This window comes from Rhizobium sp. AN5, assembly GCF_900215255.1.
GTDB classification, from domain to species: Bacteria; Pseudomonadota; Alphaproteobacteria; order Rhizobiales; family Rhizobiaceae; genus Agrobacterium; species Agrobacterium tumefaciens.
Genome location: NZ_OCMJ01000004.1, coordinates 829,761 through 843,573 on the forward strand (window position 1 = coordinate 829,761; position 13,813 = coordinate 843,573).

A 13,813-nucleotide genomic window follows, 5' to 3' on the forward strand; every position below is an offset into this window, starting at 1 on the left:
CGGGGAGACGAAAACGATCTGGCCGGTGGTGAACCAGCAAAAATTATTCAGCAGCAGGTGCAGATCGTTGTTTTCATGCCTTGCCTTATGGCGTGCCGGTGTTTCGCGGTCAAGCGTTTCTCGCAGGCGCCAGAACCACCTTAAGAGACCGCCTTGACCAAAAGCCTATTCAGGCTGGCGATAATCCAGGAATTTGCCCTCGCGTACCACGAAGAGCTTGCCGGTTTCGTTAAGCTCAGGCGAAGCGAGTTGAACAATGGCGGCGGCAACTTCAGAAGGGTGCGGCACGTCTGCGGGGTCTTCGCCGGGCATGGCCTGCGCGCGCATGGCGGTGCGTGTAGCGCCGGGATTGATGCTGTTGATGCGCAGCGCGGTTTTATCGGTTTCCGCAGCCCAGGTGCGGGCAAGTGCCTCAACGGCGGCCTTGGAGGTGGAATAAACGCCCCAGAAGGGACGACAGCTGTGGGCAGCACCCGAAGACAGGATCAACGCGCGGCCGGCATCCGATCGCAGGAGCAACGGTTCGACCGAGCGGATCAGCCGCCATGTAGCGGTGACATTGATGGTCATGACCTTTTCGAAGACTTTCGCCTCGATATGGCCGACCGGCGAGATGACGCCGAGAACACCGGCATTCGCGACCAGAATATCGAGCTTGCCCCAGCGCTCGAAGATATTGGCGCCCAGAGCATCGATGGCGTTCATATCGGCGAGATCGAAGGGAACCAGCGTCGCGGTGCCGCCGACGGCCTTGATGGCGTCGTCCAGATCCTCGAGACCGCCGACCGTGCGGGCGCAGGCAATGACATGCGCACCGGCCTTGGCAAGTTCCAGCGCCGTGAAATAGCCGATACCGCGCGACGCGCCGGTGACAAGCGCGATCCTGCCCTTGAGATTGATGGTCATTTTGCCCCCTCCGAAATTCATTCCGCTTGTTTTATGAAGCCCCTGACGCCAACCGCAAGCGATCAAAACGCCGCAGCGGGCACTGTTTCAATCGCCCGCCACAAAAAAAGCGGCCACCGGAAGCCGGTGGCCGCTTGTTATTTCAACATTATCAGCCGTTGCTGGCCAGCACGGAAATCTTGCTGCCCATCGCCTCGCCATTCTGGTCGAGAAGGCGGGTAGGGTAGTCGCCGGTAAAATAATGGTCCGTGAATTGCGGACGCGCATTGTTGCGGTTCTCGCCACCGACGGCGCGGTAAAGACCGTCGATCGACAGGAAGGCAAGCGAATCGGCGCCAATGAATTTCGCCATGGCGTCCACATCGGCATATTGGTTGGCGAGCAGCTTGTCAGCATCAGGTGTGTCGATGCCGTAGAAATCCGGATGGAAGATCATCGGGCTGGCAACGCGGATATGCACTTCTTTCGCGCCCGCTTCGCGGATCATCTGCACGATCTTCAATGAAGTCGTGCCGCGCACGATCGAATCATCCACCAGCACCACGCGCTTGCCTTCAATCATCGCCCGGTTAGCGGAATGCTTGAGCTTGACGCCAAAAGCGCGGATCTGCTGCGTCGGCTCGATGAACGTACGGCCGACATAATGGTTGCGGATGATACCGTATTCGAACGGAATACCGCTTTCCTGCGCAAAACCAAGTGCTGCCGGCGTGCCGCCATCGGGCACCGGAACGACAACGTCAGCTTCCAGCGGCGCTTCCTTGGCAAGGTTCATGCCCATGTTCTTGCGCGTCGTATAGACGTTGCGGCCGCCGACGACGGAATCGGGGCGGGCGAAATAGACATATTCGAACAGGCAGAGACGTTCCGGCTGCGGCTTCGAAGGCTTGCGCGCATCGATGGTGATCGAACCATCAGGCTGAATTTCGCAGATGATGACTTCGCCGTTTTCGACGTCACGCACGAATTTCGCGCCGATGATATCGAGAGCGCAGGTTTCCGAGCAGAAGATCGGCTTGCCGTCCAGCTCACCCATGACGAGCGGGCGGATGCCGATCGGGTCGCGGGCTGCGATCAGCTTGGTGCGGGTCATCGCCAGCATCGAATAGCCACCTTCCATCTGGCGGATGGCGTCGATGAAACGGTCGGCAGTGGAGCTGTGACGCGAACGGGCGATGAGGTGCAGCACGACTTCGGTATCCGACGTCGACTGACAGATGGCGCCGGTGGCGATGATCTGTCGGCGAAGCGTCAGGCCATTGGTGAAATTGCCGTTATGGGCAATCGAAATGCCGCCTTCTTCCAGCTCGGCAAACAGCGGCTGCACGTTGCGCATCGCCACTTCGCCTGTGGTGGAGTAGCGGGTATGGCCAATCGCGATGGAGCCGGGCAGGCGGGCAAGGGTTGCCGGATCGGTATAATGATCGCCGACGAGGCCCATATGGCGTTCCTGATGGAAGCGCTTGCCATCGAAGGAGACGATGCCTGCTGCCTCCTGGCCGCGATGCTGAAGCGCATGCAGGCCGAGTGCAGTCAGGGCGGAGGCATCGGCGTGGCCGAGAATGCCGAACACGCCGCACTCTTCGTGCAGCGTGTCGCCGTCGATCTCTTCATTGAAAGTGGAATGCGAAAGCGGCTCAATCATCCGGCTTGCCCTTGCTCTCTACCGAGAAAAACGAAAGACCTCTCCGGTGAGCTTGTCTCCCGGTCGGCCTGTCTGTGTCGTGCTTGATATTTAGCACAAATAGCGCGCCTTGCATGCATTGCAAGGCGCGACACTGTGTCAATTATTCGTTGCCGGCGCATTTGTCGCCGGTGCATCTTCCGCAGGCGTCTGCGCAGCTGCCGGTTCCTGCGGTTTTCCGAGGATACGGGCGCGGATCTGCGGCTCGATATCGTCAGGCAGGACCGCTTCCAGCTTGCCCACCAGCCCGTCGAGGAAAGGCTTGGACTTGGCCTGTGTTACCCATTGCGGCTGCGTCTTCACATCCACCAGCCAGTTCCAGAAGGCAACCGCGACGACCAGCAGCAGAATGCCGCGCGCTGCGCCGAACAGGAAACCCAGCGTGCGATCCAACGCACCGATGCGGCTGTCGATGATGAAATCGGCAATGCGCGAGGTGATGAAGGAAATGACGACGAGGGAGATGAGGAAGACGACGCCTGCCGAACCGGCGATGGCGATCTTGTCGTCATCGGTATAGTTGCGTGCATAGGGCAGCAGGATCGGGAAAAGATAATAGGCGGCGGCGACCGAACCGGCCCAGCTCGCGATGGACAGAATCTCGCGGGAAAAACCGCGCACCATCGCGAGAATGGCGGAGAAAAGAACAACGGCGATGACGATGCCGTCGAAAATTGTAATGGGCATATACCAACTCCGGAGGTGCGACGCCCTGTCAGGCGCTGCCTTGCCAATTGTGCGATCCTCTTACACCACTGTTTCCCTTGGCGAAAGGATCAATCTTAGTCGTCCTCAACCTGTTTGAACCGGTTGCCGGAACCGGCGATGCGCGCCACGAGGTCCGGCAGGCTTTCTATTTCCGTCCAGCGCCCCTTGCCCGCTTTCGGCAATTCAGCCGAAGCAGACGGCAGAAGTGCGGCGGAGAAACCGAGTTTTTCAGCTTCTTTCAAACGCTGGCCCGTATGCGAGACTGGCCGTACCGCGCCCGACAGGCTGATCTCGCCGAAATAGACGCAATCGGCGGGCAGGGCAAGACCGGCAAGCGAGGAAACCAGCGCAGAGGCTATCGCCATATCCGCAGCCGGTTCGGAAATGCGGTATCCGCCGGCGACGTTCAGATAAACGTCGTGCTGACCGAGCTTCACGCCGCAATGGGCTTCCAGCACGGCAAGGATCATGGCGAGCCGCGAACTGTCCCAGCCGACCACGGCGCGGCGCGGCGTGCCAAGCGAGGTGGCCGCGACCAGCGCCTGCACCTCGACCAGAATGGGACGGGTGCCCTCCATGCCGGCAAAGACCGCGGCGCCGGGAGATTTCTCATTGCGCTCGCCAAGGAACAGTTCGGACGGATTGGAGACCTCGCGCAATCCGCGGTCGGACATTTCAAACACGCCGATCTCGTCCGTCGGCCCGAAGCGGTTCTTGACGGTGCGCAGAATGCGGTAATGGTGGCCGCGGTCGCCTTCGAAATAAAGCACGGCGTCGACCATGTGCTCCACCACGCGCGGACCGGCGATCTGGCCTTCCTTGGTCACATGGCCCACCAGCACCATGGTTGCGCCCGTCTGCTTGGCGTAACGGATCATTGCCTGCACGCCGGTGCGCACCTGCGTTACCGTGCCGGGAGCGGAATCGGCCGTGTCGCTCCATAGCGTCTGGATGGAATCGATGATGACAAGATCGGGGCGTTTGCCCTCGGAAATCGTCGCCAGAATATCCTCGACATTGGTTTCTGCCGCCAGCAGCACGTCGGTTTCAGCCGCACCCAGCCGCTGGGCGCGCAGACGCACCTGCGCTACCGCTTCTTCGCCAGAAACATAGATGACGCGATGTCCGCGCCGCGAAAGGGCCGCCGCCGCCTGCATCAGCAGGGTCGATTTGCCGATGCCGGGATCGCCGCCGATCAACACCGCCGAACCGCGCACGAAACCGCCACCGGTTGCCCGGTCCAGTTCGCTGATGCCGGTCGGAATGCGCGGTGCCTCCTCGATCTCGCCCGAAAGCGCCGTGAGCGCGACCGCCCGGCCCTTTTTCGGCGTCTTGCCGGGGCCGGAGCCGATGCCACCCATCGGGTCTTCTTCGACGATGGTATTCCACTCGCCGCAGCCTTCGCATTTTCCCGCCCAGCGGGTATGAACCGTGCCGCAGTTCTGGCACACGAATTGGGTCTTGGCTTTGGCCATCTATGTCAGTTTTCTTCTTGTTTGAAATCTTTGGCGGAAATGTCCTGGTGGCCGTGCAGCACGCTGCAGAACGGTTAAATCAACCTCGTCAATCCGAAAGAAGATGACGCGCTCGCGAAAGGTAATGCTGCGGAGCCCGGCTCCATACCCGCTTCTTGAGACGCCGGACAAGCCGAGCGTCGCTATCGATTCGATTTTGTTGAAGATATCGAGAACGAGGCGATCCGTCGCAACGGGATTTTCGGTCTCGATATAGGCGTGGTCTTCGGCAAGATCGCGCCTTGCCCGCGTGGTCCAGATAGAGGTCCGGATTTTAATGATCGGTCCCCGTTTTTTGCTGCGCGGAAACGCGTTTGATATCGCTCAGGAAGTCGTCTTGGGAGGCGTAACGGTGAACCCGGCCCGCCTCCGCGTCATCGAGGCCCTCCTGTATCAGCAATTTAAGCGCGGCTCTCTTGCCTTCGTCGCTGCTCAGCAATTGCAGGCTCGCGTGAATAACCGCATCCGCATCGCTGTAGATGCCCGCCGCCACCTGCTCTTCGATGAACTTCTCGTCCTGTTCGCTCAAATGGATTTCGGGCACTTCGATCTCCTTTTGTTCTCTTTTAGCACAGGTGGCATCGGCTTTCCAAGGGCTAAAGGCGAGGCTTAGTCATCGGCAATCAGATATTGCCGCTCGTAACGCAGGCCAAGCCCCGTCAGCATTTCATAACCGATAGTACCGGCGGCCCGCGCCACCTCATCGAGCGGCACTTTCGGGCCGAAAAGCTCGATATAATCGCCGGTGCGGACGGCGTTTGCCGGTATGTCCGTGATGTCGAAAATTGTGAGATCCATGGTTACACGACCGGCGACCGGCGCCTTGTGGCCGTTGACTATGCCGTAAGCGCCGCCATGCCCCATTTCGCGCAAGGGTATGCCGGAACCGGAAAGCGACCGCTGGTATCCGTCCGCATAACCAACGGAAGCGATGGCAAGGCGGCTTGCCCGTTTCAGCAAATAGGTGCCGCCATAGCTGACGGTCTGGCCTTCGCCGGCCTCGCGAATCTGGATGATCCGCGCTTCGGCCTTTGCGACGGGCCGCATCGGGTTTGCCACATCGTTGATTGCCTCGCCGCCGTAAAGGGCGATGCCGGGGCGGGTGAGATCGAAATGATAGTCCGGTCCCATAAAGATTCCGGCAGAGGCGGAAAGGCTTGATTCGATACCTTCGAAAGCGGCGCTAACCTTGTGGAATGATTCGAGCTGAACCCTGTTCATCGGCGAAGAAGGCGTGTCGGCGCAGGCGAGGTGGGAGAGCACCAGAACCGGATCGAAACTCGCCGGCCGGGTCACGTCGTCGGCCAGAAACAGCGCGTCGTCCAGCGGCAGGCCAAGCCGGTTGAAGCCCGTATCCACATGCAGCGCGCAGGGGTGTTCGCCGCGTTCGGCAACCGTCGCCATCCAGAAGGAGAGCTGTTCCTCCGAGGCCAGAACCGGCACGAGATCATTGTCGAAGACCTGACGCTCCTGGCCCCGCCAGATGCCTGACAGCACGAAGATGCGCGCTTCCGGTGCATAGGATCGCAAGGTCGCACCTTCGGACACCGTGGCCACGAAGAAGTCGCGTGCGCCGGCATGGTAGAGCGTCGCGCCGCAATCCTCGATACCGAGCCCGTAGGCATCCGCTTTCACGACGGCCGCCGTCCGCGCCTTGCCGGACCGCTTTTTCATGTCGCGCCAATTGTCGGCAAGCGCGCCGAGATCGACGGTCAGCCTCAGCGGCGCATGTTCGAAAGCGTCGGTTTCGTGTTCGGGAAATGTGTCTTCGAAGTCGTCTGTCATGCCATGCGTCCGGTTGATTGGAACCGGTTCGGACCCTAGCACTTTTGTTCAAGACGGTAATGACCGATTGGTTTAAAGTCGTTCTATGCACAATGTTTCGCAGGAACAGGCCATAGACGTCATGCCGGTTGCAGCGACGGAAACGACGCGTTTCTGGCGCGACCCACGTTTTGGCGGCATGGAATGTCTGAGCGCGACGTTTCTGACGCATGAATATTCGCCGCACGCGCATGATACCTTCTCGATCGGCGCGATCGAAAGCGGCTCGCAGATTTCCACCATTCAGGGCACCAGGGAACAGACCGGGCCGGGGCATCTCTATCTCATCAATCCGGACGAGATTCACGATGGTGCGCCGGGTGGCGGCGGTTATCGTTATCGGATGATCTATCCCGACGCAGCACTACTGCGTGATATTATCGAGGATGTGACGGGCAGGGCCTTCCACGGCATGCCGTCCTTTCCACGGTTTCTGCCGCGTGATCCGCAGATGGCCGCCGCTTTTCAGATGGCGCATCGCAGGCTGGAGGCCAAGTCCGGCGCTCTTGAGGCGGATGAGGGCATGTTCTCGGTTCTGGCGGCACTGTTCGGCAGGCATGGCAGCGCCATTATCCTGGCCATTGAAACCCGCGAGAAGACGGCGGTCTATACCGCTCGCGACTATCTCTCCGATAATTACGAGACCGATATCGGCCTTGAGGAACTGGCGTCCATCGCTGGTCTCAGCCGCGCGCATCTCATCCGGGCCTTCCGCAAGGAGTTCCACATCACCCCGCATGCCTATCTGACGGATGTGCGCATAAGGCGCGCGCGCCGTCTTCTGCGCGCCGGCGAAATGCCGGCGGATGTAGCGGCGTTGTGCGGTTTTGCCGATCAGGCGCATTTTACGCGGCATTTCAAGGCGCGCACCGGCGTCACGCCGGGACAATTCCGGACGGCGTGATTTTGGTGGCCATTCCGAAGCGCAACGTCACTTTCATTCAAGACTGGAAAAACTTGCGGGCGTAATCGCATGTCTCTGAAAAGGAGAATGCAATGTCCGTACTGGAAAAACGTGCAGAGCTTGGCGCAGGCCTGAGAGCTGCGGCACCCCTGCTGGTCGCCATGGTGCCGATCGGCGCCGTGTTCGGTGCAGTCGCGGTCGGCAAGGGATTGTCGCCGCTGGAAGCCTCGCTGATGTCGATTCTCGTCTTTGCAGGTGGCTCGCAATTCGTCGCCATGGATCTGTGGACGCATCCGGCAAGCTGGAGCGCGCTCGGTTTTGCCGCGCTGCTGGTCAATCTTCGCCATGTGCTGATGAGCGCTTCCATCGCCGGCAAGCTCGATGACTTTACCGGCTGGCGAAAATATGCGGCCATGCTGGTGCTGACGGACGAATCCTGGGCGCTATCGGAATTCAGGGCAGTTGCCGGCAGGCTGACGGCCGCATTTTTCACCGGTGCTGCGCTTTCGATTTACCTCGTCTGGAACCTCGCCACGCTCACGGGCGCACTTTTAGGCTCGGTGATGGGGGACATGACGGTCATCGGTCTGGACTTCGCTTTTCCGGCCGTCTTCATCGTGCTGCTGATGGGGTTCTGGAAGGGCAGGGAAACGGGCCTGGTGCTGCTGGCAAGCGCTGCCGCCGCCTTTGTCACGCACGCGCTGGTCCCAGGCGCCTGGTACATAGCCGCCGGTGCGCTTGCGGGACTTTCCGTCGCAGCCTTCGGCCGCGGGGACGAGGTGGAGCAGCCGGCATGACGCTTGATACGAACACCCTGCTGGCGATCCTCGCCATGATGGCGGCCACCGTCGCTACGCGTCTTGGGGGTCTGCTGCTGGTCAACCATTTCACCCTGACGCCGCGTCTGAAAAAAGCGCTCGGCGTGGTTCCGCCTGCGGTCTTGATGGCTGTGGTGACGCCAACGGCATTCTCAAGCGGAATGGCGGAAACAATCGCCTGCGCGGTGACGGCAGTCGCGGCATTCCGCCTCAGCCTGCTCCCAGCCGCAACGCTCGGCGTCGTCACCGTTGCGCTTTTGCGCGGAATCGGATTGTGAGGCAATCCCGCCAAAGTTCTGAAAAGATTCCCCAGTTTCGATTTAGAGCATGCAGGGCGAAACGCTGACCCGGTTTCGCCCTCGGTTCAGATCAATGCTCTTCGTACTGGCTGAAGCTCGGGTCGGCCAGATCCGCAAAGCGGGTGAATTCGGACTGGAAGGCGAGTTTCACCGTGCCGGTCGGTCCGTGACGCTGCTTGGCGATGATGACGTCGGCGGTGCCTTTCACCTTGTCAAACAGGGCTTCCCACTCGGCATATTTCGGATCGGAAATATCGCGCGGCTCCATGTTCTTGACGTAATACTCCTCACGGAACACGAACAGCACCACGTCGGCGTCCTGCTCGATCGAGCCCGATTCACGCAGGTCGGAAAGCTGCGGGCGCTTGTCCTCACGGCTTTCCACCGCACGGGAGAGCTGTGAAAGCGCGATGATGGGAACGTTGAGTTCCTTGCCGAGCGCCTTAAGGCCCGTGGTGATCTGGGTGATTTCCTGCACGCGGTTCTCACCGCTCTTGCCGGCGCCGGTCATCAGCTGAATATAGTCGACCACCAGAACGTCAAGACCACGCTGGCGCTTCAGTCGACGGGCACGGGCGGAAAGCTGGGCGATGGAGATACCACCGGTCTGGTCGATGTAAAGCGGCACCTTCTGCATCATCTGGGAGCAGGCGACGAGCTTCTCGAAATCGGCCTCGGTAATGTCACCGCGGCGGATTTTCGAGGAAGACACTTCCGTCTGCTCGGAAATGATACGGGTTGCCAGCTGTTCGGACGACATTTCGAGCGAATAGAAGCCGACGACGCCGCCGTTTTTCGCCTTGAACGAACCATCAGGCTGGACTTCCTGATCGTAGGTCGCCGCGATGTTGTAGGCGATGTTGGTGGCAAGCGAGGTCTTGCCCATACCCGGACGACCGGCAAGTACGATAAGGTCGGAACGCTGCAGGCCGCCCATGCGGGCGTCGAGCGAATGGATGCCGGTGGAAATGCCTGAAAGATTGCCGTCACGCTCGAAGGCGGCGCCCGCCATGTCGATCGCCAGCGCCACCGCATCGTTGAACGACTGGAAGCCGCCATCGTAGCGACCGGTTTCCGCCAGTTCGAACAGGCGGCGCTCGGTGTCTTCGATCTGCGTCTGCGGCGGCATGTCCAGCGGCGCATCATAGGCGATGTTGACGACATCCTCGCCGATCTGGATCAGCGCGCGGCGCAGCGCCAGATCGTAGATCGCCCGGCCGTAATCTTCCGCATTGATGATCGAAACGGCTTCTGCCGCCAGACGCGCCAGATATTGCGCCACCGTCAGGTCGCCGACCTTGTCGTCTGCGGGCAGGAAGGTCTTGATGGTCACCGGATTGGCGGTCTTGCCCATGCGGATGATGTCGCCCGCCACTTCGAAAATCTTGCGGTGCAGCGGTTCGTAAAGATGCACGGGCTTCAAGAAGTCCGACACGCGGTAATAGGCGTCGTTGTTGACGAGGATGGCGCCCAGCAGCGCCTGTTCGGCCTCGATATTGTTCGGCGCCTCGCGGTAATGCGGTTCCGCCGGTTGCGCGGGGGTGATCTTTCTCACAGCGTCGTTCATGGTTTGCACGATCTCCCTTTGCCTTGCCACTACACTTCGGGTTTGGCTTCCTTGGCCATGGCAGTCAATGATATTGTTGCAACACTCTATGGCAGCCTGACGTCCTGTCTGCGAAGCTGGATCACATCTTCAGTTGTCCCCAGCAATCCACAGGCGGGTGGGGACAAGGGGCGGGAAATTCCCGGCAACGTGATTCGCTGCCATGAGTTTATCGCATGGCAGACCCGACGTGAAAGAAACTTGAAAATCGGCAGGCTTCCAAATAAATAGGTAGAAAATAAGTAGTGTGCTAATTATAAGGCTTGCTGACATGTCCCGCGAAACCGACAAGGAACAGCTTCTGGACGAGGTGTCCGCCTTCACCCGCAAGCTGCGCGCATTTTTTGACGCGCGGGTAGGGGAAAGCGGCCTGACTTTGGCGCGTGCGCGTGCGCTTTTCGCGCTGTCGCGACGGGGGCCGCTGACCCAGACGGAGCTTGCCGAGGAGATGGAAATCGAAACGCCGACGCTGGTGCGCGTGCTTGACGGCATGGAGAAACAGAACCTCATCGAGCGCCGCTCCGACGAAACCGACCGCCGCGCCAAACGAATCCACATGACGGAGGAGGGCGAGAAAACCTCCGAAACGGTGCAGGCGGTGGCAAAATCGCTCCGTTCTGAAATCGCCGCCGATGTTTCCTCGCAGGATCTGGCGATGGCGCTGGATGTCATGCGCAGGCTTTCGGCCAATCTGCAAAATCTGGCAAGCGGGAGGGCGCAATCGTGAGTACCGTGGTGCCGCAAACGGCAGATGAGACCGCCTCTGAAAATGCCGACGTGACGGTAAAGCCGGCGAGCGCGCCGGAATCTGCCGCCGCCGCCGCGCCGCAGCCGGTGGAGCGGCCAGTGTGGCTGCGGCTGTGTTTCATCTTTGCGGGCCTGGCGTTCTTCATCACGCAAGGGTTGGGCATGAACCTCGTCATGGCCAATCTCTACCAGTTGCAGGGCGAATTTTCCGCCACGGTGGCCGAGGTCGCCTGGCTTTCCGCCGCCTATATGGCCCCCTATGCCACGTTTTCCATCGCGCTGTTCAAGGTGCGAACGCAATATGGCCTGCGGCCCTTTGCCGAACTTTCGATCATCGTCTTCGTCGTCGCCTCATGCCTCAACCTGTTCGTGACAGACCTGCATTCGGCGATCGTCATCCGCTTCCTCAGCGGCATGGCGGCGGCACCTCTTTCTTCGCTCGGCTTTCTCTACATTCTGGAGGCCTTTCCGCCGGCGCGGAAATTCTCGCTGGGCTTCAGCATCGCGCTCACTGGAACCTTGCTGTCTGCACCGCTCGCGCGCATCGTCTCGCCTTCCTTGCTGCAAATCGGCGGCTGGAATGCCCTCTACACGATGGAAATGGGCTTCGCGCTGATCTCGCTCGCCTTGATCTACCTGTTGAAAGTCACGCCGCCGCCGCGCGCGAAAGTCATCGAGCGCACGGATATTCTGAGTTACCTTCTGTTTGCGGGTGGCCTTGGCTGTCTTGCGGTCATGCTCACGCTTGGCCGGTTTTACTGGTGGTTCGAAACATGGTGGCTGGGCGTGCTTCTGGCCACGTCGATCACGCTTCTCACGCTGATGGTCGTCATCGAGTTGCCGCGCAAGAACCCGCTGCTTGACCTGCGCTGGATTTTTTCGAAAACCAACCTGCATGTCATAGCGGTCCTGCTCATCTACCGTGCGGTTTCCTCCGAGCAATCCTCCACGGCGGTGAGTTTCTACCAGCAGCTTGGCCTTTTGAACGACCAGACGATCACGCTTTATGCTCTGGTGCTTTTGGCGACGGTTCTCGGCGGTGCGGCCTGTGCCTGGCTGATGCTGACGAAATATGTCGATACCGCTCATGTGATTGCGCTTACCCTGATTGCGGCCGGCGCTTTTCTGGACAGCCAGTCCAACAATCTGACGCGGCCAGCGCAGATGTATCTGAGCCAGATGATGATCGCCTTCGGTGCGGCCATGTTCCTGCCGCCCGTTATGGCCAAGGGGTTTGCCGCCGCACTTGCGCGCGGAGCGCCCTATCTGGTGAATTTCATCACCATCTTCCTGTTCACCCAGATTACCGGATCGATGTTGATGACCGGGCTGCTCGGCAGTTTTGTGACGCTGCGCGAAAAATTCCATTCCAATATTCTGGTAGAAAATATCCTGCTCACCAACCCTTTGGTCGCCCAGCGCGTGTCGCAGCTTTCCGGCGCCTACAGCCACGTCATCACCGATCCGGCGCTGCTGAAGGCCGAGGGGCTTTCGCTCCTTGGTCAGCAGGTTACCAAGGAAGCCTATGTGCTCGCCTATAACGATACGTTCCTGTTGATTTCCACCGTTGCGGCGCTGGCGCTCATGGCGCTTTTGCTCCACCTTGCATGGCTGCGCATCCGTCCCCGCTTTTTCCGGGACAATGTCGATGCCGCGCCGGCGCCACAGTCTTGAACCTCCAAGAGTGATAATATGCTGAAGAAGATTTTTACCCCCGTTTCCATTCTCGTTCTGCTGGGCGGCCTCGCCGGCGTCGCGCTCGTGCTTTATGCATGGCGCCTGCCGCCATTCCTCTCAACCGTCGAAATGACCGACAACGCCTTCGTGCGTGGTTACGTGACGACGATGAGCCCGCAGGTGAGCGGTTATGTCGTGGATGTGCCGGTGAAGGACTATCAGGAGGTCAAACAGGGCACATTGCTGGCGAAGATCGACGACCGAATCTACCGCCAGAAGCAGGCGCAGGCGGGAGCCGCGCTGGATACGCAAAAGGCGGCACTGGACAATTCCCGCCAGCAGGAAAACGCCGCCAATGCCAATATCCGTTCCAGCGAGGCGGCTGTCGATAGCGCGCAGGCATCTCTGAAACAGGCGCAGCTGGCATCAGACCGTCAGGACAACCTCATCAAAAGCGGTGTCGGCACCTCCAGCCTGCAGGAAGAGGCGCATGCCGCGCTTGAAAAGGCGAGGGCATCGCTCTCGCAGGCGAAAGCGGCACTTGAGGTCTCGCGGCAGGATTTGCAGACGATCATAGTTAACCGCAGTTCCCTGCAGGCCGCTGTAGCCAATGCCGAGGCTGCGGTCGAACTCGCCAGGATCGATCTCGACAATACCGAAATTCACGCGCCGGTGGACGGCAGGCTCGGCGAAATCGGCGTACGCACCGGTCAATATGTGACGGCCGGAACGCAGTTGATGGCGGTTGTGCCGCATGATGTCTGGGTCATCGCCAATTTCAAGGAAACCCAGCTCGCGGGCATGCAGGTCGGCCAGCCGGTTACGATCTCGGTGGATGCCCTGCATCGCCGCAAACTCAACGGCCGTGTCGAGCGGTTCTCGCCCGCCACGGGTTCGGAATTCGCCGTCATCAAGCCCGACAATGCCACCGGCAATTTCGTGAAGATCGCCCAGCGTCTCGGCGTGCGCATCGCAATCGACGCCGATCAGCCGCTGGCAGCGGATCTGTCGCCGGGCATGTCGGTGGTTGTGCATGTGGACAAGAGTACGTCGCCTGAGGGTGCGGAGACGGCGGCGAAGTAGTCTGGCTATTGAGTATGCCGAGAGGCACCCCCTCTGTCCTGCC

At 60.2% G+C, this 13,813-nt stretch carries 14 protein-coding genes; 6 read left to right on the forward strand and 8 right to left on the reverse strand.

Annotated features, from left to right (window positions below):
• Window positions 1-165 precede the first annotated feature (165 nt).
• The 7 genes from CRP02_RS16485 to alr all read right to left on the reverse strand — a co-directional run bounded on the left by CRP02_RS16485 (window position 166) and on the right by alr (window position 6,597).
• Window positions 166-906, reverse strand: a complete 741-nt coding sequence (locus tag CRP02_RS16485) for an SDR family NAD(P)-dependent oxidoreductase (RefSeq protein ID WP_097171753.1) — start codon at window positions 904-906, stop codon at window positions 166-168.
• Between the two features lie 151 nt (window positions 907-1,057).
• A complete protein-coding gene (purF, locus tag CRP02_RS16490) occupies window positions 1,058-2,551 on the reverse strand; it encodes an amidophosphoribosyltransferase (protein WP_003512343.1) in 1,494 nt (497 codons plus the stop codon).
• Between the two features lie 138 nt (window positions 2,552-2,689).
• Window positions 2,690-3,277, reverse strand: coding sequence for a CvpA family protein (locus CRP02_RS16495; RefSeq protein WP_097102108.1), 588 nt, complete (start codon window positions 3,275-3,277; stop codon window positions 2,690-2,692).
• Between the two features lie 95 nt (window positions 3,278-3,372).
• Window positions 3,373-4,773: a DNA repair protein RadA gene (radA, locus tag CRP02_RS16500; RefSeq protein WP_003512347.1), complete on the reverse strand. Its 1,401-nt coding sequence runs from the start codon at window positions 4,771-4,773 to the stop codon at window positions 3,373-3,375.
• Window positions 4,774-5,133 carry a type II toxin-antitoxin system RelE/ParE family toxin gene (locus CRP02_RS28070; protein WP_174002327.1) on the reverse strand — a complete coding sequence of 120 codons (360 nt, stop codon included), beginning with the start codon at window positions 5,131-5,133 and terminating at the stop codon, window positions 4,774-4,776.
• A complete protein-coding gene (locus CRP02_RS16510) occupies window positions 5,087-5,356 on the reverse strand; it encodes a type II toxin-antitoxin system ParD family antitoxin (RefSeq protein WP_097171754.1) in 270 nt (89 codons plus the stop codon). The genes CRP02_RS28070 and CRP02_RS16510 overlap by 47 nt, the downstream gene beginning before the upstream one ends.
• 65 nt (window positions 5,357-5,421) lie before the next feature.
• Window positions 5,422-6,597 (reverse strand): alanine racemase, encoded by a 1,176-nt coding sequence (gene alr / locus CRP02_RS16515; protein ID WP_097171755.1) that lies wholly within the window; start codon window positions 6,595-6,597, stop codon window positions 5,422-5,424.
• Between the two features lie 85 nt (window positions 6,598-6,682).
• Between alr and CRP02_RS16520 the strand changes: the two genes are divergently transcribed.
• The 3 genes from CRP02_RS16520 (at window position 6,683) to CRP02_RS16530 (ending at window position 8,636) form a co-directional block, all read left to right on the forward strand.
• Window positions 6,683-7,540 (forward strand): AraC family transcriptional regulator, encoded by an 858-nt coding sequence (locus CRP02_RS16520; RefSeq protein ID WP_179784049.1) that lies wholly within the window; start codon window positions 6,683-6,685, stop codon window positions 7,538-7,540.
• 92 nt (window positions 7,541-7,632) lie between these two features.
• Entirely contained in the window at window positions 7,633-8,337 is a 705-nt protein-coding gene (locus CRP02_RS16525; protein WP_097171756.1) for an AzlC family ABC transporter permease, read from the forward strand.
• Complete coding sequence (locus CRP02_RS16530; protein ID WP_097102116.1) at window positions 8,334-8,636, forward strand: AzlD family protein; 303 nt, start codon at window positions 8,334-8,336, stop codon at window positions 8,634-8,636. The genes CRP02_RS16525 and CRP02_RS16530 overlap by 4 nt, the downstream gene beginning before the upstream one ends.
• A gap of 91 nt (window positions 8,637-8,727) precedes the next feature.
• On the opposite strand, the gene CRP02_RS16535 is transcribed toward CRP02_RS16530, so the two are convergent.
• The gene (locus CRP02_RS16535; RefSeq protein WP_097171757.1) at window positions 8,728-10,224 is read right to left on the reverse strand and encodes a replicative DNA helicase; all 1,497 of its coding nucleotides are present in this window, start codon (window positions 10,222-10,224) and stop codon (window positions 8,728-8,730) included.
• A 310-nt stretch (window positions 10,225-10,534) separates the two neighbouring features.
• On the opposite strand from CRP02_RS16535, the gene CRP02_RS16540 reads away from it, so the two are divergent.
• The 3 genes from CRP02_RS16540 to CRP02_RS16550 are packed head-to-tail and all read left to right on the forward strand — an operon-like array spanning window position 10,535 to window position 13,770.
• Entirely contained in the window at window positions 10,535-10,990 is a 456-nt protein-coding gene (locus tag CRP02_RS16540; RefSeq protein ID WP_003512359.1) for a MarR family winged helix-turn-helix transcriptional regulator, read from the forward strand.
• Window positions 10,987-12,684: an MFS transporter gene (locus CRP02_RS16545; protein ID WP_162701220.1), complete on the forward strand. Its 1,698-nt coding sequence runs from the start codon at window positions 10,987-10,989 to the stop codon at window positions 12,682-12,684. The genes CRP02_RS16540 and CRP02_RS16545 overlap by 4 nt, the downstream gene beginning before the upstream one ends.
• An 18-nt stretch (window positions 12,685-12,702) precedes the next feature.
• Window positions 12,703-13,770: an HlyD family secretion protein gene (locus tag CRP02_RS16550; protein ID WP_097171758.1), complete on the forward strand. Its 1,068-nt coding sequence runs from the start codon at window positions 12,703-12,705 to the stop codon at window positions 13,768-13,770.
• Window positions 13,771-13,813 lie beyond the last annotated feature (43 nt).

Excerpts from the sequence above, each read along its gene's own strand:
- CRP02_RS16530 (WP_097102116.1), top strand. The coding sequence starts at position 8,334 with ATGACGCTTGATACGAACACCCTGCTGGCGATCCTCGCCATGATGGCG.
- CRP02_RS16485 (WP_097171753.1), bottom strand. The coding sequence starts at position 906 with ATGACCATCAATCTCAAGGGCAGGATCGCGCTTGTCACCGGCGCGTCG.
- radA (WP_003512347.1), bottom strand. The coding sequence starts at position 4,773 with ATGGCCAAAGCCAAGACCCAATTCGTGTGCCAGAACTGCGGCACGGTT.
- CRP02_RS16540 (WP_003512359.1), top strand. The coding sequence starts at position 10,535 with ATGTCCCGCGAAACCGACAAGGAACAGCTTCTGGACGAGGTGTCCGCC.
- purF (WP_003512343.1), bottom strand. The coding sequence starts at position 2,551 with ATGATTGAGCCGCTTTCGCATTCCACTTTCAATGAAGAGATCGACGGC.
- CRP02_RS16525 (WP_097171756.1), top strand. The coding sequence starts at position 7,633 with ATGTCCGTACTGGAAAAACGTGCAGAGCTTGGCGCAGGCCTGAGAGCT.
- CRP02_RS16535 (WP_097171757.1), bottom strand. The coding sequence starts at position 10,224 with ATGAACGACGCTGTGAGAAAGATCACCCCCGCGCAACCGGCGGAACCG.
- CRP02_RS16495 (WP_097102108.1), bottom strand. The coding sequence starts at position 3,277 with ATGCCCATTACAATTTTCGACGGCATCGTCATCGCCGTTGTTCTTTTC.
- CRP02_RS16520 (WP_179784049.1), top strand. The coding sequence starts at position 6,683 with ATGCACAATGTTTCGCAGGAACAGGCCATAGACGTCATGCCGGTTGCA.
- CRP02_RS16550 (WP_097171758.1), top strand. The coding sequence starts at position 12,703 with ATGCTGAAGAAGATTTTTACCCCCGTTTCCATTCTCGTTCTGCTGGGC.
- alr (WP_097171755.1), bottom strand. The coding sequence starts at position 6,597 with ATGACAGACGACTTCGAAGACACATTTCCCGAACACGAAACCGACGCT.